Origin of the sequence: Eisenibacter elegans DSM 3317 (genome assembly GCF_000430505.1) — a bacterium.
Classification (GTDB): Bacteria; Bacteroidota; Bacteroidia; order Cytophagales; family Microscillaceae; genus Eisenibacter; species Eisenibacter elegans.
In genome coordinates this window covers 90,464-111,339 of sequence record NZ_KE387154.1, presented here as the reverse complement: position 1 = coordinate 111,339, position 20,876 = coordinate 90,464, and the positions used below count along the sequence as shown (strand labels likewise).

Below are 20,876 nucleotides of genomic sequence, written 5' to 3'. Positions count from 1 at the left end.
TTATTCAAAAGCCCTCAAGACAAACTGCACCCTTCGGTTGAGTGCCCTATTGGTCGGGCTGTCGTTGGGATAGGCCGGTTGGCTGTCGCCATAGCCCTTGTAATGAAGCCGGTGTGGCTCTATTCCTTGCTGGACGAGGTAATCATACACCCGCTTTGCACGTAGGGTAGATACTTGCATATTGACTGCCGGCGTACCATAGTTGTCGCTATGGCCCGAGATTTGGCCTTTTTTGTACTTATCGGCCTTCAGATAGCTCACCCATAGGTTTAGTAGTGTAATGGCTTCGGCATTCAGCTCGATGCTCCCTTCGTCGAAGTATACCGCTTTGTAGAGGCTGGCCGAGAGGTTTTCTGGGGCTTCATCTTTGGATTCAAACTGTTTGAGAATTGCCCAAGGTAGCTCACTATTGGCAAACCGGTATCCGCCCCAAAACAATAGGCCTAGTCCTAGGAGCTGTATGGTGCGGCGGAAAATCAGTTTGCGCCGACGGGCGGTAAACCACTGCTGGTATCGCTTGGGGGCTGTCTTGAGCTGGGTGATAATACGGGCCGCTTTGCGATTGGCGGGGTTGGCTTCGAGGCAGGCTTGGGCATAAAAAATAGCCTTTTGCTTGAATCGGCGGCGGCGGCGTGCTACCCATTTTTGAGCATATGCTTCGGCCAAATCAAAAAGTAGCCCCTCGTGCATAGGTTCTAGCGGGTAGGCTTTTTCGAGGGCAGCGATGGCATCGTCCCAGTTATTGTTTTTGAGAAAACTATCCCCTTTTTGCCAATGATTTTGGAAAATGCGGATGACTTCGTCCCACTCTTCTTCACTAAAAGCTACCTCTAGTGCATAAGCACGCATTTCTTCTAAAGTAGCGCGGGGGTGTGCATAGGCTTTTCGCGTACGCACGGCGCTTTCGTAAAGGGTATCGGAGCGATAAGGCATAGCAAAATAATTGATAGTGAGTATATTAGCAAAATAAGCAAGCTGTTGCCTGAGCTTGACCTAGCCCCTGACCAACAAATAAATAAAACGGAAAGCACGACAAAACGGCCATAAAAGCGCTATTTTTGTAACCTAATTATTTTGGATTTGGGCGCAAAACCTACGGCAATCTGCCATCTTAATGCGGTTTGTGTCTGAGTTGTTATGTTTTGGAGTTGCTATCGTTGTAGTCCATTATTTTGCCCTCCAACAATCATTGAGATTTATATGTTTTTTTTATCACCACGGTTCTTGAGGCTTTCTTATTTGTTTTTGGGATGCGGCCTTTGTTGGGTATTTTGGGGTTTGCCAATACAAGCCCAAGACCTAAAAAGGGCACATTTATTAAAAGACACCCTATCTATCAGTAAGGCGCTTGAAGCGGCGGATAAGCTACAGTTTGTCAATCCCGGCCAAGCATTGCGCCAAGCCCAAGAAGGGCTAGAGGCAGCGCGTGTATTGCAGTGGAAAGCTGGTCAGGTACAAGGATATAAAATTGTAGGCCGTATGCACCGCACCCAAGGCGATTATAGCGCAGCGATTAAGGCATATTATCAGGCACTCAAAGCCTTGGGTGAAGGTAGCCCTGATGCGTACCAAGAGGCCGCCATCCTCAATAACATTGGGGTAATCTACCGGCTCAACGACAATATAGACAAAGCTCTGAGCCATCATTTTCAGGCCCTCGAAATCATCCGCAAACACAACGACCCTTCTATGCAAGCGTATGTGCTCAACAGCATTGGGGATGTGTATATGCAAAGCCAACAATATGACAAAGCCCGGCTCTATCATCAGGAAGCCCTTGATAGCAGCCTTGCCAACAACTACCGCATCGGCCTAGCGCCCTCTATCAATAATCTTGGACGGGCATATATGGCCTTGTCTCAATACCGTGAAGCAGAGCAATATTTCCAAAAAGCATTGTTGCTTTATCGAGAAGACTCTATACAGGTAGGCGAGGTAGTTGCCTTACTCAATTTGGCACGCCTTCACGAAAAAATCAACGACCCCGTAGGCGTATTGCGGTATGCGCACCAAGCGCTGGAGCTGGGGCAACAGGTCAAGAGCAAGGAACGCATTGCAGAGGCGCTCGAAATATTGGTGCGTTATGCTGGCACGTTGGGAAACTATGAGCAGGCTTTTCGTTATCAGCAGCTTTACCAACAGTATCGCGATAGTCTCCAAGATCGTGAAAAATCCTTGCAAATAGGCCGGCTTGAAGGGCAGTTTGAGCTTGATAAAAAAGAAAAAGAAAACGAATTGCTACGCCGCGAGGCCATTCTCCAACAACAACAACTGGCCACACAGCAGTTGTTTTTGGTGTTTGCCATTTTTGTCGTGTTGGTGGTCTCGGCGATGTTTTATGCCCTATATCAGAAAAATAAGCTGGTTCGAGAGGTCAACTACGAGTTACAACAAAAAAACGAAGAAATCACCACCCAAAGCCAACAACTCTCCCAAACGAATGAGCAGCTTATGGATGCATTTCAAACACTTGAAAGACAGCAAGATAATATCAGGGCAAGCCTCAATTATGCCAGCCGTATTCAGCGGGCGATGCTGCCTACAGCACAAGAACTGAACACTATCTTGACCGAATATTTTGTGATTTTCAAGCCCAAAGATATTGTTTCCGGTGATTTCTATTGGATAGCTTCTCCAGAACCCAAGCCAATTTATCGCCAAGAAGTTACGAGCAGAGGGGTTACACAAGTATTGCAGGGCTTTGATACGCCCAAAACTTTTATTGCGGTCATTGACTGTACCGGCCACGGTGTACCGGGGGCTTTTATGAGTATGATTGCCAATGACTTACTCAATCAGCTGATTTTAGAACATAAGATGACCGAGCCGCAGGCTATCTTGGCCGAAATGGACAAGCGCGTCGTACAGGTACTCAAGCAGGGCAATAGTGATAATAGGGATGGGATGGATATGGGACTTTGTATGCTCGACTATGAGCAACAGACCTTGACCTATGCCGGCGCACACAATACGCTCTTGCGCTTCAAAGATGGAGAGATGTATTTCCACAAGGGAGCCAAATGTTCTGTAGGCGGGTTACAGATGAGCAAGGTTTTTCACCAAGAGCAAATCCCTCTGGAGCCGGGCACAATGCTTTACCTTTTTTCGGATGGCATCCAAGACCAATTCGGAGGCCCCGAAGGGCGCAAGTTTACACCACGTCGTCTGCGCGAGCTCTTAGAACGCATACATAAACTCGATGCTGCCGAACAACAACGCGAGCTTGCCAAAACAATCCTGAATTGGCAAGGTAATGAAGAACAGACTGATGATATGCTGCTTTTAGGTTTGCGTATCAAGCCAAAAGTAGCAGAAGTCTAAGCCGCCCCCTATGCGTATTGCCGAACACGTCGCTCTGGAAGGTTGTAGAGCAATACGGCTACTCCAATCATCGCATAGGCTACTAATTGCTGCCAGCTGCTTTGCTCGCGGAAATAAATAAAGGCAACCAAAAAGTTGACTATAGGGTTGATGTACATCAGGATACCCATCGTACCAGAAGTCAAGGATTGGAGGGCAAAAAGACTCAAAAACAAAGGCAAAACTGTGAAAAAGGCACTGATAAGAATGACCAAAAGCCAAAAGTCATAACCAATAGCCGCGACTGCTGTCCCCCCACTAAACAAAGCATAAAATGGAGCCAAGACCACAAAAGCTACTGTGAGTTGGAGGGTCAGCAGTACCATTTTGTCTTTGACTGTACTTTGTCGTTGGATGATGAGGTAAAAGGCATACGAAGCGGCAATCAACAAACTAAACAGTAGGTTGGTCAGTGCGCCAGTGGCCAATATCACACAGCTCAGCCCACCCAGCACAATGGACACCCATTGGTTTTGGCGTAGATGTTCCCCCAGCAGGCGGTTGCCCAACAGGGCAGTTAAGATGGGGCAAATCAAATACGCAAAAGAGCCTGTCTGAATATTGATATGATTGATAACATATATGAATATCAGCCAGTTAGTTGCCAGAAACAAGCCACACAACACATTGACCCAAAGCAAGCGCCTGCGCTCTCGTGTGGGTAAGGTGCGCCATTCGTGCCACACACGCACACTGGCCTTGCGCCTGAAAAGCCCTGCAACCAATGCCAACAATAAGGTGGCGGCGGCTACCCGAAAGTATAGAATCAACCCGCTGGGGTAGCTGCTCAGGAGCTTGAGCGGAATCGACAAAAAGCCCCATATCACGTAGGCAGCGATGGCGGCCAGGCTATGTGTTGTTTTCAAGAAAGTATGGTTTCAGAGAGTTGAGCAAATGCCGTAAGTACGGCCACTGCAACAATACAAAAAACCGGTGCACAAAGTTCTAGCCCCAAGTACTTTAGCGACAAAAATCGCCTAAGTTCCTATTTATGCGCTAGACTTTCCGGCAAAAATCACATTGCAGAAATAGTGTTTACAATCATAGAACACTTCCTGAATCTCAAGCTGGGCGTTTTCGGCCAAGGCTTCAATCATTGGAAGGTCATATTTCTGCGAAATCTCAGTGTGTATCAGTTCCCATTGTGCGAAGCTAAAGCTGCGGTCTAGCGCTTCTATTTGTACTGTTTGTGGGCGTTGGCTGACAAGGTAGCTTTTGGCTGCACCACTGACTGGGTCATAGCAGGGGTAATGACTGAATTTGTCGAGCTGAAAATTAGCCCCTAGTTCTCCATTGAGGCGTACAAGTAGGTTGAGGTTAAAGCTGCGTGTGATGCCGTGGGGGTCATCATAGGCCAGCTGTATCAGCCGGGGGTCTTTTTTGAGGTCAAAACCAACCATCAACAAGTCCTTAGCACCCATTTGCTGGCGGATACGTTGCAAAAATGTAGCCGCCTTGGGGAGGCTGAAGTTTCCGATATTAGCCCCCAAAAACAAAATCACCTGCCGTGTATCAGGAGGTGTTTCGAGCATTGTAAGCGATTGTAAGAAATCGGCTTGTAAGGCTTGGATGTCAAGTTGGGGAACACTGGCTTGGAGGCGTGTCTTGAGTTGAGCCAATACCGCTCCCGAAATATCGACGGGGGTGTAACTGAGTGCGGCCTTTTGGCTGACGAAATGCTGCAAGAGTACCTCGGTTTTGAGCCCATCGCCTGCGCCCAGCTCTACTATTCTGAAGGCATCGACTCCTGCCGAAAAACGCGATAAGAGCACCTGTTTGTGGGTTTGGAAAAGCTCATACTCACAGTCTGTGAGGTAATATTCGGGCATCCGCATGATATCTTGGAAAATGTGGTCGCCTCTGGCATCATAAAAGAGCCAGCTAGGCAAGGCCTTGGGTTGTCGCTGTAGGCCTTCGAGTACGGCCTCGGCTACAGAGTTGTTGTGGGTAAGGCTTGAGGGGGTATGTTTCATCAGTGTTTAGCAAGGTGAGATGTAGGAAAAAAGGCATCTGAGGGCTTCATCAATATTGCCGTTGACAGAGACGCAAGCCGTTGAACTGCCACTGTAAGTGTGGGTGGAAAAAATTACGATAGCTCCGGCGGCTATGCCCCGGAGGAGTAGCGATAGAGCTGCCACGCAAGACCATCTGATTGACCATAAACTTGCCGTTGTATTCGCCTAGCGCGCCTTGAGGCTTTTGGTAGCCGGGGTAAGGTAAGTAAGCGCTGTAGGTATGTTCCCAACGCAGCCCTGTTTGGGCTAGCTGTGGAGCGGCGGCCTCCCATTCAAACTCCGTCGGCAGGCGCAGCCCCTTCCACTCGGCGTAGGCAAAGGCCTCATAAAAGCTCAAATGTGTTACGGGTGCTGCCAAGGGTAAAGGTTCCAAACCTTTGAGCGCATAACGATACCACTGCCCATCGAGTTGGTGCCAATACATAGGGCTTTGGATGTCCGTTTCTTGTAGCCAAGCTTTCGCATCGCTGTGCCAAAACTCGTATCGTTTATACCCTCCATCCTCTACAAAGGCCAAATATTCGGCATTGGTTACGAGGGTTTGGGCAATACAGTAATTTTGCAAAAAAACCTTGTGGCGGGGCAGCTCATTATCAAAGGCAAAACCTGCTCCTTGATGCCCAATTTCGTACAGACCTTCGGGCATTTCTAGCCAAGCGCTGTCGGCTTGGGCTACAGCAGGAGTTTCTTCAAAGTCTTCTCGGTAAGCCGGAAAAAGCGGATTGTGCCCCAAGATGTATTTCAAATCTGTGAGCAATAGTTCTTGGTGCTGTTGTTCGTGTTGTAGGCCAATCTGCACTACAGGTATCAGCGCCTCCGGCAGCTGAGCCAAGAGCTGCGGCATGTGGGTGTCAACGTGCTGGCGGTAATGGCGAATTTCGTCAATTGTAGGACGGGTCATATTGCCTCGCTGTGGGCGCAACACACGGCTGCCCATCCCATCGTAATAGCTATTGAACAAATAGGCATAACGAGGGTGAAAAACCTCGTATCCGGGTAGGTATTGGCAAAGCAAAAAAGCTTCAAAAAACCAAGTAGTATGCGCCAAGTGCCATTTAGGAGGGCTGACATCGATGACGGGCTGCGCTACGAAATCTTCGGTGGCTAAGGGGGCTGCCAAGTCGAGGCTATGCTGCCGGATAGCTTGGTATTGGGAAATGAGTTGGTCTGTGTGCATTAATAATCGCTGTTTGAAAAATCAAGAAACTACTTGAACCCCCTTCCAGAATGCTACACGTCCTTTGATATTGGCGGCGGCGGGCTTGGGGTCGGGGTAATACCAAGCAGCGTCGGGGTTGGTGGCTCCTGCAACAGCAATGGTATAATAAGAAGCCGTGCCCTTCCAAGGACAGTTGGTTTGGGTGTTGCTAGGCTGAAAAAAAGCTTGATTGAGCGCCTCCAAAGGGAAATAGTGATTGCCTTCTACTACGACGGTATCGTCGCTTTCGGCAAGAACGGTATTGTTCCAGATAGCCTTCATATTGTTTTTTGAATGGTTTAGTACAAATCGATTTAGGAGAGACAAATTACAAAAACAAGGGCGTTTGTCAAAAAATACACTATTATTAACTCCTCCATTGCCAGATTGTTTGGGAAAACCTCCGCTAGAGTGCTTTCGTGCTTGGCGATTCAAAGTAGGACAAAGCACAGAGGAATGGGTGAACTGGGCTGCTGGGGCGCAAGACCCTATACTGCGGCGATACCCTGTGTTGAAGCAGAAAAACTTCCCTTACAAAGCTTTTTTTGTATCTTTATCCATTCATTGAACTAACCATTCTCCCAAACGACAAAACACATGAGCAACAATCCATTTTTGAGCATCACCCTTGAGGGCGGGGTTAAGACCATTACCTTCAACAATCCCTCGCGCAAAAACGCCATCAGCGCCGAAGGCACCCAAGAGCTGGTCAAAGCTTTGGGGCAGTGTACGGTAGACGGCACGCGGGTCGTAGTCTTGACAGGTGCGGAAGGCAACTTTTGCAGTGGGGCAGACCTAGGCGGCAATGCCATGCAAGACCCCAAAACCTATGACGTAACCACCTACTTACGCACGGGTATCAATGCGGCTATCCTCAATATCCGCAATATGGACATCCCCGTCATCGCCAAAGTACGTGGGGTGGCTGCCGGCGTAGGCGCAAACTTTGCCCTAGCCTGCGATATGATTTATGCGGCACCAGAAGCGATGTTTAGCCAGATTTTTACCAATATCGGGCTGTCTAGCGATGGCGGCGGGGCTTTCTTTATGCTCAAGGCTATGGGCTATCCCAAGGCTTTCGAATTGATGGCAACAGCAGCCAAAATCTCCGCTCCCGAAGCCCTAGAGTTGGGCCTCATCAACCACTTATGCCCCGAGGCAGAGCTCGACGCTACCGTACAGGCAATGGCTGAGCGCTTGGCCAGCGGCCCCTTTGTGGCCATCCAACAAACCAAGGCCAACTTGCGCGAGGCTCTCAACGGCACGCTCGAATCGGCGCTCGAAGCCGAAGCCCGCAACCAAGCCAAAAATTTCCGCTCCGCCGACTTTGTCGAAGGGGTAATGGCTTTCTTACAAAAACGCAAACCCAACTTCAAAGGAGAATAATCGTATACAATCAAAAAACGCTTCGTTGAAGTGTAATATTGATTCACCCTAGTTTACCCCATCCAATGATGTATCAAAAAATCTCACTCTGGGTATTGGCAGCTTTGTTTTACTTGACAAGCGGCCTAACTGTACAAGCCCAAACCACCAAAGCACAAGCGGAGCGTATGACGGCTGATATTTGCGACTGTGTCAATACCTTCATTGGCTCACTTGACCCTTCTATCAAGCAGTTTATGTTTGATATTCGCGACTACGGCAACGAAACAGCTCAGTCTAAGCTCGAAGCGGCAGTAATGACCGCCTCTGAAACAAAACAGATGCGTATCATAGAAGATTTGCAACGTATGGAAGATTTTGAAGGAGAGATGGCCAAGCTCGGTTGTGATTTTGAGGCTTTTCACGCCATCGAAAATGACCCTGGTGTAACCGAGCATATCACCAACTACCTCTCCAACGCCTCTAAATGTGAGCTGACTCACTTGCTCTTTATGTTGGGCAATGCAGGCCACTAAACTAGCTTTATCATCAAAATACAAAGAGCGCTTGTACCAACACAGGCGCTTTTTTTGTGTGCATTCTTGTTAGGTGCCAAAATTAATGTGCCCAAAAATTGTCATCCCTTTAAAACTTCCATTATTTTGTAAACGCAAACACCTGCACGACACAGGTAGTTATAGAGGTTCGACCTATTTTTGGAATATATGATTGCATCAGAAAAGCAGCGCAACACCCCCAATCTAAAACAAATACAGGCGCCTATTCAGGCGGAGATGACTGTGTTTGAAGATAAATTCCGCTCCTTTGTCAAGAGCAAAGTGCGCCTGCTCGATGCGATTATGAGCTATATCGTTAAGCGCAAAGGTAAACAGATGCGCCCGATGTTTGTCTTTCTGACAGCAGGAGCACACGGCCAAATCACCGAGTCCACACACCGAGGAGCGGCCTTGATAGAACTGCTCCATACAGCTTCGCTCGTACACGACGATGTGGTGGATGAGGCCAACTACCGCCGTGGCTTTTTTTCTATCAATGCGCTTTGGAAAAATAAAATCGCTGTTTTGGTAGGCGATTATCTCCTCTCTCGTGGCCTGCTGCTATCGGTAGCGCATGGGGATTACATGCTACTCAAAATCGTATCAGAAGCCGTGCGCGAAATGAGCGAGGGAGAGCTGTTACAGATAGCCAAAGCCCGCAAACTCGATATCACCGAGGAGGTATATTTTGAAATCATCCGTCAAAAAACGGCTTCACTCATCGCCTCTTGTTGTGCCGTAGGAGCATCTTCTGCCGGAGCAGACGAGGAGCAGGTAAAAGCTGCCGGATTGATGGGCGAAAAAATCGGCATTGCCTTCCAAATCAAAGACGACCTCTTTGACTATGGTAACGATGAGATAGGTAAGCCACGCGGCATTGACATCAAGGAGAAAAAGCTGACCCTGCCCCTTATCTATGCGCTCAACCACGCCTCGGCGGGCGACAAGCGCCGCATCCGCTATATTCTCAAAAACCAAACTCACAAACCGGCTAAAGTGGCCGAGGTGATTGAGTTTGTGCGCCAAAGCGGCGGCATCGCCTATACTGAGCAAAAAATGCAACAATACCGCCAAGAGGCCGAAACAATGCTCGAAGCACTACCAGATTCAGCCTTCAAGCAGTCCTTGGCAGATTTGATTGATTTTACCATCGCCCGCCGCAAATAGTTGGCCGCCAACAAGGCATAAACCTGCCAAAAGTCGTAATTTTGAGTCACTTTTGGTATGTTTATTCCCCCGCATTTTTATGAACCCTACCCATATAGGAGTTTTGGGAGGTGGGCAACTGGGTAAGATGCTCTTGCAGGCCGCCGCCAACCTCAACCTCGATATTCACCTACTTGACCCCGACCCTCAGGCTCCCTGCCGTGCGCTTACGCCACAGTTTGAAGTAGGGTCGCTGACCGACGAAGAGACTGTCTATGCCTTTGGCAGCCGGATGGATTTGATTACCATCGAAATCGAAAACGTCAATGTCCGAGCGTTAGAACGCCTCGAAGCCGAGGGCAAAAAGGTGTACCCTGAGCCAAGGGTACTGCGCCTTATCCAAGATAAGCGTCTCCAGAAGCAGTTTTATGCCGAACATAACCTGCCAACCGCTCCCTTTGCCCTTATCGACCACCCCTCACAGCTTATCAAGTATACCTCTTGGTTGCCAGCTTATCTCAAGCTGGGACGCGAAGGCTATGACGGCAAAGGGGTGATGCGCTTGAGCAGCCCTACAGATTATGCTCGGGCCTTTGAGGCGCCTTCGTTGATAGAGCAGGCCGCCCCTGTGGCCAAGGAGTTGGCCGTAATTGTAGCACGCAATGCCCAAGGCCAAACCGCCTGCTATCCAGCGGTAGAAATGGTCTTTGACCCACAGTACAACCTCGTGGACTATCTGCTGGCGCCGGCTCAAATCGACGAAGCCACCGCAGCGGCAGCCCAAGCGCTGGCCGTAACAGTAATCGAAAAACTAGCCATGACAGGCTTGTTGGCCGTAGAAATGTTTCTCACACTGGACGGCGAGCTATGGGTCAATGAAGTAGCCCCGCGCACCCACAACAGCGGCCACAGCAGCATCGAAGGCAACGTTACTTCGCAATTCGAACAGCATCTCCGTGCCATTCTCAACTTACCCCTTGGCAGCACCAAAACCCGAAGCCTGGCCGCGATGGTCAACCTCATTGGCGCTGAAGGCTACCAAGGCACGGCCTATTACCAAGGCCTCGAAGAGGTATTGGCACTCGAAGAGGTGTACCTACACCTCTACGGCAAGACCATCACCAAACCTGGGCGCAAGATGGGTCACATTACCCTGACGGCAGACTCAGTAGAGGCGCTCCAACAAAAAATCGCATTCATCAAAAAGACCCTCCGCGTTATCAGCCAATAACTTCTTGACTTTATGAAAGCATCTGATTCACAACAACCCCTCGTGGGAATCATTATGGGCAGCAGCTCTGACCTCCCCGTGATGCAAGCCGCTGCCGACATCCTGCAGCAGTTTGGTGTGCCCTATGAATTGACCATCGTTTCGGCACACCGCACCCCCGAGCGTATGTTTAGCTATGCTCAACAAGCCCGTGAGCGTGGCCTCAAAGCCATCATTGCTGGGGCTGGCGGCGCAGCGCACCTGCCCGGAATGGTAGCGGCCATCACTACCTTGCCTGTGATTGGCGTACCGGTCAAATCAAGCAACTCTATCGATGGCTGGGACTCTATCCTCTCTATCTTGCAGATGCCCAATGGCATCCCTGTGGCCACAGTTGCGCTCAATGCGGCCAAAAATGCCGGCTTGCTGGCCATACAAATGCTTTCGACCTTTGAGGATGACCTCGCCCAAAAGCTAGAAGCCTATCGCCTCGAAATGCAGGAAAAAGTAGAAGCCGATGCCCAAAAACTAGAGCAAGGTCGGCCAAAACTTGGGTTTTGAGGGGGCATTACGCTCAATCACCTAGCGACTTGGAGACGTAACCCAAGAAAGCGGCTGATGGACATCCCTCGGGTATTTGATACAAATAAATACCCGAGTATGGAACATATCACTGCTGAAATGACTTATCTAAGGTAGTGCGTGCTACTGTCGAGTGTTGGTGTCGCACGCGGATTTGTCTGATTACAAGCTTTGTTGTTTATGGAAACCCTTTCTACCAATACAGCTACTTGGTTTAGCACTTGGTTTGACTCTCCTTATTATCACATTCTCTACAAAAACAGAGATGAGCGCGAGGCCAAGGCCTTCATCGATCGGCTGAGTACTTATTTGGCGCTCAGCCCTACAGAGCAGATCTTGGATGTGGCCTGTGGTAGGGGGCGGCACGCCCGTATGCTTCACGACAAGGGTTTTTGTGTAACGGGTATAGACCTCGCCCCTCATAGTATTGCGTATGCGTCAGCGTATGCAGATGAGCGCTTACAGTTTTTTGTACATGATATGCGGGAGGTGTTCCGACCGGAGGGCTTTGATGTGGTGTTGAACCTATTTACGAGTTTCGGGTATTTCGATACAGAGGCCGAAAACTTGGAAGCTATCCAAGCGATGGCGGCCAACCTCAAGCCCCAAGGCCGTTTGGTGATTGATTTTTTGAACCCAACAGTTGTGATTGCATCCCTACAGCCTATACAACAAAAAACAGTAGAAGGCATCACTTTTCACCTTCACAAGCGCTACGAAGCTGGGTATATTGTCAAAGATATTCGTTTTGAAGACCAAGGGCAAACCTATCACTTTCAGGAGCGGGTACGGGCAATTAACCAAGCGACTTTTGAGCGTTATTTTGAGGCCGCAGGGCTACAGCTAAAGGCTGTGTATGGTGATTATGCTTTTGCGCCTTATGTGGCAGAGGCTTCTGAACGCTTGATTTTCATTACCCAGAAAGCATAAACAATTTCCCAAAGCTGCTATGAATCACGAGATGTACATGCGCCGCGCTTTGTGGTTGGCTACACGCGGGCGCGGGCTGGTCAGTCCTAACCCGATGGTGGGTTGTGTGATTGTAGCCCGAGGAGAGGTTATTGGTGAAGGCTGGCATCAACGTTATGGCCAAGCACATGCTGAAGTCAACGCTGTGCGGGCGGTCAAAGACCCAACGCTGATTGCCGAAGCGACGGTATACGTTACCTTGGAGCCTTGTGCTCATATCGGAAAAACACCCCCCTGTGCGGATATGTTGGTGGATTTGCGCCCGGCATTGGTAGTCATTGCGTGTACAGACCCCAATCCCAAGGTGGCAGGCCAAGGCATTGCCAAGCTGCAAGAAGCCGGTATCCCGGTGTTGTTGGGCGTGTTGGAGCAGGAAGCCCGCCAACTCAACCGCCGCTTTCTGACTGCTATTGCTGAGAAGCGCCCGTATTGGGTACTCAAATGGGCGCAGACTGCCGACGGCTTCTTAGCACGTGCCGACTATGATTCGCGCTGGATTAGTAATCCGCTTTCGCGAATGTGGGTACACCGCTGGCGTAGCGAAGAGGATGCCGTATTGGTTGGGAAAAATACAGCCCATTATGATAACCCCCAACTCAATGTCAGGCAGTGGGAAGGGCGAGACCCACACCGCCTTGTGATAGATAGACACAACAGTCTTGCACCCAGCCTACACCTGTTTCAGGGGGAGCAGCCGACAATCTGCTATAACTTCTCCAAAAACCAACAAACCGGTAACACCACTTGGGTGGCATTGCCTCAGAACGATTTTTGGCAGGCGCTCTCCGATGACCTCTACCAGCGGGGTATCCACAGCGTGTTGGTAGAAGGTGGTACCGCTATTTTCAATGCCCTGCTGAACGACAATCGTTGGGATGAACTGCATTGCTTTGAGGCTCAGGAGCAGGTTTTTGAACAAGGAATCCCCGCCCCAGCTATCCCGCCGGGGGCTGTACTACAGACCCGACAAACGATTTTGAACGACCACTACAGCCATTATCTACATCCACGACATCAGGAGGTAGTACTACACTGACAGCAAGGGTAGAAATCCCTGCTTAGGTGGCTCAAAAGCATATCTTTATTGCACCAAAACCGTATACAAGGACAATATCATACTATTTTGATTGCTCGTGTGCTTGTGCTCGATTTTCCAAAAATATAGAAAAATCATCATCGCTAACAATGCGAAGATGCCCTCAAGATAGTATCAGCCTTTTTCATACACATCCTGCCTTCTTTCAGAGCCTACTTATGATTTTTTTTACACGATTTGTCAGTCTTTGGCTGCTGTCAGCCAGTTTGTTGGCTTGCCTTATTACTCCTCCTCTTCAAGCACAAAAAGTGGCCTTGGTACTCAGTGGAGGGGGAGCTAAGGGAATTGCACACTTAGGCGTGATCAAAGCATTGGAAGAACACCAAATTCCGATTGATTACATCATTGGAACCTCTATGGGGGGAATTATCGGGGGTTTTTACGCAGCGGGTTATAGTGTCGACGAGTTAGAAGATATTGTATTGAGTGATGCATTTCAAGATTGGGTTTCGGGTCGGGTGAGTGGCCAATACCGCTATCGGTTGTACCAAAAAGACCCCAATGCATCCTTGGTTTCTGTACGGCTGGCCTTAGATTCTTTGCTCAAACCTTCACTCAAGAGCACCATTGTCAAGGATTATACCCTCAATTTTGCGTTGGCCGAACTATTGGCACAGGCCTCTGCGGCGACAGATTGCAGCTTCGACAGCCTGATGATTCCGTTTAGGTGTATGGCTGCCGATGTGTTTACCCAAGAGGAGATTGTCTTGGCTCATGGGATTTTGGCCGATGCCCTGCGGGCAACAATGAGTGTACCTTTGTTTTTTAACCCTATCCGGGTACAGGGGCGCTACTTGTTTGACGGGGGAATTTATGATAATTTTCCGGTAGAGAAAGCCAAGCAAATTTTTAGTCCTGATGTCGTCATTGGGGTGAATGTGTCTACTAAAAACTTTACGGAATATCCATATCAAGATGATGAAAAACACTTGAAGGATGCGCTATTTTACCTGTTACTTTCCAAAAGTGATAGCACTTCCCTCGACTCAGGAGATGTGTTTATAGAGCCATCTGTACACGAGTTTACGGCCTTGAACTTCAACCGTGCGCCAGACTTTTTGCGGATTGGCTACGAGGCAGGGCTGAGAAAAATCCCTGAAATCAGCCAGAAAATCAGCCGCAGGCTTGCCTCCTCTACATTAGATACTGCGCGTCAGGAGTTTCGAGCCAAAATGCCTCCCTTTCAGCTGGGGCAAGTATCCGTAACAGGCTTGCCCAAAAGACACCAAGGGTATATCAAAAACACCTTATTGGCTACCAACAAAGCCCTCAGCCTCGAAGAGGTCAAGCGGCGGTATTATCGGTTGGTAGAAGCCGATAAATTTGAAGCCTTGTATCCTAGTTTTTACTTCAATGAAGAGACACAAGCCTATGATTTCAACTTGCAAGTAAAACCAGACCGAACAATCCATGCCGACATTGGGGGCAATCTCTCCACCCGCAGCCTTAGCGCCTTGTATGCCGGTATACAGTATCAAGTCCTGAATCGCTACTTGTACAATTTTGGGGTACAGGCCTACTTAGGCAACTTTTATAGCTCTGTGAAGGCCAATGCTAAAATCAATATCCCTTCTCGCGTGCCGCTATATATTGAGCCTTTTTATGTGTATAATAATTTTAATTATTCAAATATCAATGAACTTATTTTTAGACAAAGCCCTAGGCAAGCGATTTTGACACAACTCGACCATTACACTGGAGTCAATACACACGTAGCGCGAGGGAGTTTGGGTAAATTTGTCTTTAGTGGAGCCTATTTTTATACCGCCAACCGTTATTCGAGTACCAGTACATTCAGCTCTGGCGACTTGTTGGACTTTACCCGCTTCGAGGGTGCGCGCTTAGCTGCCGGCTATTATGAGAATACACTCAATCATTTAATATTTCCATTAGAAGGACATTCTTTGGAAATATCAGGACGTTTTTTTATTGGTAATGAGTTATTTAGCCCCGGTACGCGCTCGGTTTTTCAAGAAACCCTTCGTTTTACAGATACCCATCAATGGTTTATGGCCAAGTTTCATGCGGAGCGCTATTGGGGAAGTCGGCGGATGCGGCTCGGCTATCTCTTGGAGGCTGTTTTGAGTAACCAGCCAGTATTTAGGAATTATTATTCGAGCAAACTCTATGCGCCGTCTTTCTTCCCGCTGATGGATAGCCGAACGCTGTTTTTACCGAGCTTTCGCGCACCCAATTATGTGGTTTTGGGCGCTAAAGTGGCATATCGATTCAACAAAAACTGGCATGCGCGTTTGGAAGCCTATGCCTTCAATACCTACGAGCCTATTATTGACCAAGAGCAGCGTCCTGAGCGCAGTTTTCAAGAGTTTGACTACCTTAGGGTAGCAGGCAGTGCCTCTTTGGTGTACAATACCTTTGTGGGGCCGGTAAGCCTACAGCTCAATTATTATGAAGAGCAGCGGCAGAGCTTCAGTTTGTTGTTCAACATAGGCTTCTTATTGTTTAACCCCCGCCCATTTGACTAATGCCTGATATTGCCTTTCGGACAGCACTGGCCTGCGAACCTATTACCCCTTCATTTGCCCTAAAGTCCCCTGTATTGACGGTGGGCTCTTGCTTTGCCGATACGATTGGCCAGCGCCTGTTGGCACACAAATTTGAGGGTTTGAGCAACCCATTTGGCGTGATTTTCAACCCATTATCGGTACACAAGCTCTTGTCTCAGGCTATTGCCCCACAGCCGGAACTATGGTCAGCCCCCCGATTTGTACAACAAGACGGGCTGTGGTTGCATTATGACTGGCACTCCGAGCATTATGCAGCCAATAAAGATACCCTCATACAGCAACTTCAGCAAACCCTGCATACGGTGGCGGAAGTACTTCAAAAAGCCCAGTGGATTGTCTATACTTTCGGAACAGCGTGGGTCTATCGCCTCCGTACCGACCACACCCTAGTAGCCAATTGCCACAAAAGCCCTGCGGCCAATTTTGAAAAACAACTGCTGAGTGTAGCGGAAATAGTGGCTGATTTTGCCAAGCTTCACACCCTAGTAGCCCAACATAACCCTAGGCTGCATTGGCTGCTGACGGTCAGCCCAGTACGGCACCTCAAAGATACCTTGCCACTCAATAGTGTCAGCAAATCGGTCTTGCGTTTGGCTTGCCATGAGCTAAGCCAAAACTTGGCACAAGTGCATTATTTCCCTGCTTATGAACTGCTTTTGGACGACCTGCGCGACTACCGCTTCTATGCTCAAGATATGCTCCACCCTAGCGAACAAGCACAGGAGTATATCTGGCAGCAGTTTGCCCAAGCCGCCTTCAACCCCGAAACACAAGCGGCTGTCCGACAGTGGAGCAAAATACGCCAAGCCCTCCAACATCGACCCCTGCGCCCTGAAAGTGTAGCTCATCAGCAGTTTTTACAAAATATTTACAAACAAGTAGAGGCTTTTGGGCGAACAAACGATGTTGATGTTGCTGCTGAACTAAATTTGTTGTCGAAACAGTTATGAAGCCAAGCCAATTATTTTATTTTTGTGTATAGCTTGTCTAGGCTTTTGGTCTGGCAAACAAATACTGGCAGTGGTACACTTCACTTACCTAATCGAATGAACAATGAAAAGACAGTTGCTCTATGAAAGCCTTGTGGTAAAATATTACTATGAGGACGACAATCGATTGCTTTACTGCCATTGGTTGGCTTTTGAAGATATCAATGATGAGGAGCTGCGTACTGCTGTGGAGAAGCTATGTGAGCTTATTCTCAGCTACCGCCCACAAAGTGTATTAGACAATAGCTTGGCGGTAGATTATGCTATTTTGCCCGAAACACAAGAGTGGATTGCGCAGAAGCTGGACGATGCGATGCACAAGGGGCTGGCTACCCACTATGCCTTGGTGATGTCCAATGATTTTTTTGCAGAATTGTCTAATGCACAAATTTTGGAAGAAGTACACCAAGCTCGCAACCCGGGTGAACATTCGTGGGTGCAGGCGAGTTTTCAGACCGAAGACGAAGCCCATGCGTGGTTGCCCCCAACCAACGCGTAATATTTTGCGCCAAACCTTGGGATAGCCTACAGGCTTGTGTATTTTTGACATTGTTTGAATTGTATACCACTACACCAAAACCCTTGTTTTGTATGATGACTAGTCAGGAGTTTTTGACCAAATACCTCAACAACGCCTCGCCCACAGGCTACGAAAGCAGCGGGCAAAAAATATGGCTCGATTACCTCAAGCCCTATATCGACACCTATGAAGTAGATACTTACGGCTCCGTGGTGGGTATTGTCAACCCTGAGGCTCCCTACAAAGTAGTGATAGAAGCCCACGCCGACGAAATTTCTTGGTATGTCAATTATATCACCGACAGCGGATATATCTATGTTATTCGTAATGGCGGCTCTGACCCCATCATTGCGCCTTCGATGCGGGTCAACCTACATACCAAGAACGGAATTGTGAAGGGCATCTTTGGGTGGCCGGCGATTCACGTGCGTGGCAATGACCCAAAAGACGACCCTAAGCCGACGATGAAAAACATTGTGATAGACTGCGGCTGCAAGTCCAAAGAAGAAGTACACGCGCTGGGCATTCACGTAGGAACGGTCGCCACCTTTGTGGATGAGCTGATGGAGCTGAATAACCGCTACTATGTAGGGCGCGGCCTTGACAACCGTATGGGCGGCTATATGATTGCCGAAGTAGCCCGAAAGCTACACGAGGAGGGCTTCAGACCTGAGTATGGCCTCTATATCGTCAATTCGGTTCAGGAAGAAATTGGGTTGCGTGGTGCCGAAATGATGACTCAACGCATCAAGCCCAATGTGGCCTTGGTAACGGATGTATGCCACGATACCCAGTCACCCTTGTATGACAAAATTCGCGATGGCGACATTCACGCCGGCAAAGGCCCTGTATTGAGTTATGCCCCCGCAGTACAAAACAATATGCTGCAAATGTTGATAGACCTAGCGGAGAAAAACCAAATTCCTTTCCAACGAATGGCCTCTTCGCGCTGGACGGGTACGGATACCGATGCTTTTGCGTACTCTAATGGCGGAGTGGCTTCGGCCTTGGTTTCGTTGCCGCTGAAATATATGCACACCACTGTCGAAACGGCTGATAAAGAAGATGTGGCCAACGTCATTCAGCTGATGACGGCCTTCTTGAAACAGTTGCCCAACAATCACGACTTCCGTTATTTCAACTAAATAGGCGGCCCTGAGATAGACAAACCCCGACAAAGTATATGGCTTTGCCGGGGTTTTATCGATATAGCCAATGCTCTTGGATGTGGTTACTTCAACTCATTGGCTTTGATTTGATGTTGCCAAAGTTGCTTACCCTGATTATCGAAGAGGGTGATGTTGAGCCTACGGTCGAGGCGCTCACCACTGATGTCAAGGACGGCAAAGTTGCGCTCACCGTAGTAGGTGTCGGGCACACGAAGGGTATTGCCTTCGTTGCGGCCACGCTCACCAGCGCCGCCCGAAGTCAGAGGAGAGGACGTTAGGTCATATAAAGGGTAGTTGACCCCCTCGGTGAGTACAGACAGCTCGCTGTGATGACGGTCGCCGGTCAAGAAAATAACTCCTGTGATGCCTTCGTCTCGGATAGCATCAATGATACGTTGGCGCTCGGCAGTGTGTCGGAGGTAGTTTTCACACCAAGCCGCATCCAAACAATTGGGACTGTTGTTGAGGAATTGCCCTCCCATTACTACAAATTTAAAGGGGGCTTTGCTGTATTTGAGCGCTTGGACAAGCCACTGGAACTGAGCTTCGCCAAGTATAGTAGGTTCGGTGGTTTTACTGTCAGGGGCAGTTTTGAAGTAACGATTATCGAGCAAGAAAAACTGCGCATCATTCCAGAAAAACGTACCATAGGTAGCATCTACGTAATTGGGGTTGGCCCAGAAGAGCTTGAAAGCCTCTAGGGTCGTCTCTTTCATCCAAAAGCTTGCATCAGAGTTGTCAGGCCCGAAGTCGTGGTCATCCCAAATGGCATAGTGATGTACTGAACCGAGTAGAGCTTGCGCCTCGGGTAGCGAGCGGGTGTGGGTATAGCGGTGTAGGATGCCGCTGCGGGTGTCCCAATCGACTTCGCGGAGGTAGACATTGTCTCCACCCCAGAGCATAAAATCAGGCTTTTTGGCGCGTATTTGCTCAAAGATGCCGTATTCGCCTCCATAAGGTTTGCCGGGGCGGTCTACTTCGGGCTCGTTGACGTAAGCGCAAGTCCCAAAAACAAACCGAAAGGCCGGCGGGTCTTTACGATGTTGCCAAAGGGTTTGGCTCTGAAAAGTCAGGGGGTGGTTAAGAACTACTTTTTGGTCGTTGATATACAGCTCATACTGATATTGTTGGCCTTCTGTAACGGCAACGGGGATGTGTGTGGCAAAGGCCTGCTCGGCCTTGGTGGTGTGTTTGGCCGATTGTAGGCGTTCTTGAGGCTTTTGAGTATTGAAATACACCACGTGTACTTGAGCAGCCTCCTTGGTTTGCACCCACAGCATCACTTCTTTGAAGGTAGCATAACCCACCATTGGTCCAGATTGTAACAGGGCTTGTTGGGCATACAAAAGTTCTGTGCTTATCAGCAGTGCTAGGATAAATAAGCTTATTTTTTTCATAAATAGAGAACGATTTGATGAAAGGGTAAAGATAAGTCAATCTTTGTGCTGGTGTGGAGTTGTGGCTTTAAGTTTTGTTTAACAAAAAACCCTTCAAGCCCAAAAGGCCGAAGGGTCTGGTACCTTAGCGAGAGGTATTGTTATTTGTAAGTAATTGATTACTGGATAGTTACGTTAAAGGTAAGGTCTACATCAGTATCACCGCCAAAGCCGTTGATTTGCTCTAGGGTTACGGGAGTAACCAAGTTAGCGGCAGCAGCTTTGTTAAGTTTGTGCTTCAAGATGACACGCAAAGTTCCAGTGCTGGCAGGACCAGTGGTAAAGATATTCTTCAAGCCCACAGCGCGACCATCACCGTCTCTGTCATTGTATTGGTGTGTGAGGTTTAGCCCACTGCTAATGATAAAGAAGAACTGGTGCTCGTCGTCCTCTTCTTCGATTTCCTCAGTGATGTCTTCAGGAGGAGTTTGTGTTTCGTCGAGTAGTTCGATAGCCACATTATAAGTAGTGTTGGGAGCCAGAGCAGGGGCTTGGTTAGTACCACGACCGGGTAGCAACGCACCGTCTCTCCAAAGGAAAGTGATTGTTTGACCACCACCTTGAGGAGTAAACTTCATCTCCAGCGTGGTGATGAGTTCTTCTTCATTAGCAGGCTCAGGGTCTTTGTCACGGCTACAGCTAGTCAATACGACAAAGCTCAAGGCAAGCATCAGTAGTACACGGATAGAAAACTTGTTCATCAGATTTATTGGTTTTAAGTAAAACATTGGGTTAT

General features: G+C 48.7%; 19 protein-coding genes. 12 read left to right on the top strand and 7 right to left on the bottom strand.

Annotated elements, in window-relative coordinates:
- The gene (locus G499_RS21305) at nt 1-933 is read right to left on the bottom strand and encodes an OmpA family protein (RefSeq protein WP_051296337.1); all 933 of its coding nucleotides are present in this window, start codon (nt 931-933) and stop codon (nt 1-3) included.
- Nucleotides 934-1,200: 267 nt separating this feature from the next.
- Between G499_RS21305 and G499_RS0116380 the strand changes: the two genes are divergently transcribed.
- Nucleotides 1,201-3,321 (top strand): tetratricopeptide repeat protein, encoded by a 2,121-nt coding sequence (locus tag G499_RS0116380; RefSeq protein WP_027000836.1) that lies wholly within the window; start codon nt 1,201-1,203, stop codon nt 3,319-3,321.
- Nucleotides 3,322-3,329: 8 nt separating this feature from the next.
- On the opposite strand, the gene G499_RS20460 is transcribed toward G499_RS0116380, so the two are convergent.
- The 4 genes from G499_RS20460 to G499_RS0116360 form a co-directional block, all read right to left on the bottom strand.
- Nucleotides 3,330-4,226 (bottom strand): EamA family transporter, encoded by an 897-nt coding sequence (locus G499_RS20460; RefSeq protein WP_035727930.1) that lies wholly within the window; start codon nt 4,224-4,226, stop codon nt 3,330-3,332.
- Nucleotides 4,227-4,349: 123 nt separating this feature from the next.
- Nucleotides 4,350-5,333, bottom strand: a complete 984-nt coding sequence (locus G499_RS0116370) for an L-histidine N(alpha)-methyltransferase (protein ID WP_027000835.1) — start codon at nt 5,331-5,333, stop codon at nt 4,350-4,352.
- A 49-nt stretch (nt 5,334-5,382) separates the two neighbouring features.
- Nucleotides 5,383-6,552, bottom strand: a complete 1,170-nt coding sequence (egtB, locus tag G499_RS0116365) for an ergothioneine biosynthesis protein EgtB (RefSeq protein WP_027000834.1) — start codon at nt 6,550-6,552, stop codon at nt 5,383-5,385.
- A gap of 21 nt (nt 6,553-6,573) precedes the next feature.
- Nucleotides 6,574-6,855, bottom strand: a complete 282-nt coding sequence (locus G499_RS0116360) for a DUF427 domain-containing protein (protein WP_027000833.1) — start codon at nt 6,853-6,855, stop codon at nt 6,574-6,576.
- 315 nt (nt 6,856-7,170) lie between these two features.
- On the opposite strand from G499_RS0116360, the gene G499_RS0116355 reads away from it, so the two are divergent.
- From G499_RS0116355 to G499_RS0116305, 11 genes are all read left to right on the top strand, one after another.
- Complete coding sequence (locus tag G499_RS0116355) at nt 7,171-7,959, top strand: enoyl-CoA hydratase/isomerase family protein (protein ID WP_027000832.1); 789 nt, start codon at nt 7,171-7,173, stop codon at nt 7,957-7,959.
- A gap of 65 nt (nt 7,960-8,024) precedes the next feature.
- Nucleotides 8,025-8,474: a hypothetical protein gene (locus G499_RS0116350; RefSeq protein WP_027000831.1), complete on the top strand. Its 450-nt coding sequence runs from the start codon at nt 8,025-8,027 to the stop codon at nt 8,472-8,474.
- A gap of 189 nt (nt 8,475-8,663) precedes the next feature.
- Entirely contained in the window at nt 8,664-9,662 is a 999-nt protein-coding gene (locus G499_RS0116345; protein WP_035728022.1) for a polyprenyl synthetase family protein, read from the top strand.
- Between the two features lie 79 nt (nt 9,663-9,741).
- Nucleotides 9,742-10,872: a 5-(carboxyamino)imidazole ribonucleotide synthase gene (locus tag G499_RS0116340; RefSeq protein WP_027000829.1), complete on the top strand. Its 1,131-nt coding sequence runs from the start codon at nt 9,742-9,744 to the stop codon at nt 10,870-10,872.
- Between the two features lie 12 nt (nt 10,873-10,884).
- Nucleotides 10,885-11,412: a 5-(carboxyamino)imidazole ribonucleotide mutase gene (gene purE, locus G499_RS0116335; protein ID WP_027000828.1), complete on the top strand. Its 528-nt coding sequence runs from the start codon at nt 10,885-10,887 to the stop codon at nt 11,410-11,412.
- A gap of 201 nt (nt 11,413-11,613) precedes the next feature.
- Nucleotides 11,614-12,363: a class I SAM-dependent methyltransferase gene (locus G499_RS0116330; RefSeq protein WP_027000827.1), complete on the top strand. Its 750-nt coding sequence runs from the start codon at nt 11,614-11,616 to the stop codon at nt 12,361-12,363.
- Between the two features lie 19 nt (nt 12,364-12,382).
- On the top strand, nt 12,383-13,438 hold the full coding sequence (ribD, locus tag G499_RS0116325) for a bifunctional diaminohydroxyphosphoribosylaminopyrimidine deaminase/5-amino-6-(5-phosphoribosylamino)uracil reductase RibD (RefSeq protein WP_027000826.1): 1,056 nt from the start codon (nt 12,383-12,385) through the stop codon (nt 13,436-13,438).
- A 218-nt stretch (nt 13,439-13,656) separates the two neighbouring features.
- Entirely contained in the window at nt 13,657-15,984 is a 2,328-nt protein-coding gene (locus G499_RS20455; RefSeq protein ID WP_161627777.1) for a patatin-like phospholipase family protein, read from the top strand.
- A complete protein-coding gene (locus G499_RS0116315; RefSeq protein ID WP_051296335.1) occupies nt 15,984-16,976 on the top strand; it encodes a GSCFA domain-containing protein in 993 nt (330 codons plus the stop codon). Before G499_RS20455 ends, G499_RS0116315 begins: the two co-directional genes overlap by 1 nt.
- Nucleotides 16,977-17,079: 103 nt before the next feature.
- On the top strand, nt 17,080-17,514 hold the full coding sequence (locus G499_RS0116310; protein WP_027000824.1) for a hypothetical protein: 435 nt from the start codon (nt 17,080-17,082) through the stop codon (nt 17,512-17,514).
- Between the two features lie 95 nt (nt 17,515-17,609).
- The gene (locus G499_RS0116305; RefSeq protein ID WP_081413892.1) at nt 17,610-18,680 is read left to right on the top strand and encodes a M42 family metallopeptidase; all 1,071 of its coding nucleotides are present in this window, start codon (nt 17,610-17,612) and stop codon (nt 18,678-18,680) included.
- An 86-nt stretch (nt 18,681-18,766) separates the two neighbouring features.
- Here the strand turns inward: G499_RS0116305 and G499_RS0116300 are convergent, their stop codons facing one another.
- Both G499_RS0116300 and G499_RS0116295 read right to left on the bottom strand, forming a co-directional pair.
- Nucleotides 18,767-20,101 (bottom strand): alkaline phosphatase D family protein, encoded by a 1,335-nt coding sequence (locus G499_RS0116300; RefSeq protein WP_027000822.1) that lies wholly within the window; start codon nt 20,099-20,101, stop codon nt 18,767-18,769.
- Nucleotides 20,102-20,259: 158 nt separating this feature from the next.
- Nucleotides 20,260-20,841 (bottom strand): hypothetical protein, encoded by a 582-nt coding sequence (locus G499_RS0116295; protein WP_027000821.1) that lies wholly within the window; start codon nt 20,839-20,841, stop codon nt 20,260-20,262.
- Nucleotides 20,842-20,876: the final 35 nt, after the last annotated feature.

Excerpts from the sequence above, each read along its gene's own strand:
- G499_RS0116310 (WP_027000824.1), top strand. The coding sequence starts at position 17,080 with ATGAAAAGACAGTTGCTCTATGAAAGCCTTGTGGTAAAATATTACTAT.
- G499_RS0116380 (WP_027000836.1), top strand. The coding sequence starts at position 1,201 with ATGTTTTTTTTATCACCACGGTTCTTGAGGCTTTCTTATTTGTTTTTG.
- G499_RS0116330 (WP_027000827.1), top strand. The coding sequence starts at position 11,614 with ATGGAAACCCTTTCTACCAATACAGCTACTTGGTTTAGCACTTGGTTT.
- G499_RS0116345 (WP_035728022.1), top strand. The coding sequence starts at position 8,664 with ATGATTGCATCAGAAAAGCAGCGCAACACCCCCAATCTAAAACAAATA.
- G499_RS0116350 (WP_027000831.1), top strand. The coding sequence starts at position 8,025 with ATGATGTATCAAAAAATCTCACTCTGGGTATTGGCAGCTTTGTTTTAC.
- ribD (WP_027000826.1), top strand. The coding sequence starts at position 12,383 with ATGAATCACGAGATGTACATGCGCCGCGCTTTGTGGTTGGCTACACGC.
- G499_RS0116355 (WP_027000832.1), top strand. The coding sequence starts at position 7,171 with ATGAGCAACAATCCATTTTTGAGCATCACCCTTGAGGGCGGGGTTAAG.
- G499_RS0116305 (WP_081413892.1), top strand. The coding sequence starts at position 17,610 with ATGACTAGTCAGGAGTTTTTGACCAAATACCTCAACAACGCCTCGCCC.
- G499_RS20455 (WP_161627777.1), top strand. The coding sequence starts at position 13,657 with ATGATTTTTTTTACACGATTTGTCAGTCTTTGGCTGCTGTCAGCCAGT.
- purE (WP_027000828.1), top strand. The coding sequence starts at position 10,885 with ATGAAAGCATCTGATTCACAACAACCCCTCGTGGGAATCATTATGGGC.
- egtB (WP_027000834.1), bottom strand. The coding sequence starts at position 6,552 with ATGCACACAGACCAACTCATTTCCCAATACCAAGCTATCCGGCAGCAT.
- G499_RS0116360 (WP_027000833.1), bottom strand. The coding sequence starts at position 6,855 with ATGAAGGCTATCTGGAACAATACCGTTCTTGCCGAAAGCGACGATACC.
- G499_RS0116315 (WP_051296335.1), top strand. The coding sequence starts at position 15,984 with ATGCCTGATATTGCCTTTCGGACAGCACTGGCCTGCGAACCTATTACC.
- G499_RS0116340 (WP_027000829.1), top strand. The coding sequence starts at position 9,742 with ATGAACCCTACCCATATAGGAGTTTTGGGAGGTGGGCAACTGGGTAAG.
- G499_RS0116300 (WP_027000822.1), bottom strand. The coding sequence starts at position 20,101 with ATGAAAAAAATAAGCTTATTTATCCTAGCACTGCTGATAAGCACAGAA.
- G499_RS0116370 (WP_027000835.1), bottom strand. The coding sequence starts at position 5,333 with ATGAAACATACCCCCTCAAGCCTTACCCACAACAACTCTGTAGCCGAG.
- G499_RS21305 (WP_051296337.1), bottom strand. The coding sequence starts at position 933 with ATGCCTTATCGCTCCGATACCCTTTACGAAAGCGCCGTGCGTACGCGA.
- G499_RS0116295 (WP_027000821.1), bottom strand. The coding sequence starts at position 20,841 with ATGAACAAGTTTTCTATCCGTGTACTACTGATGCTTGCCTTGAGCTTT.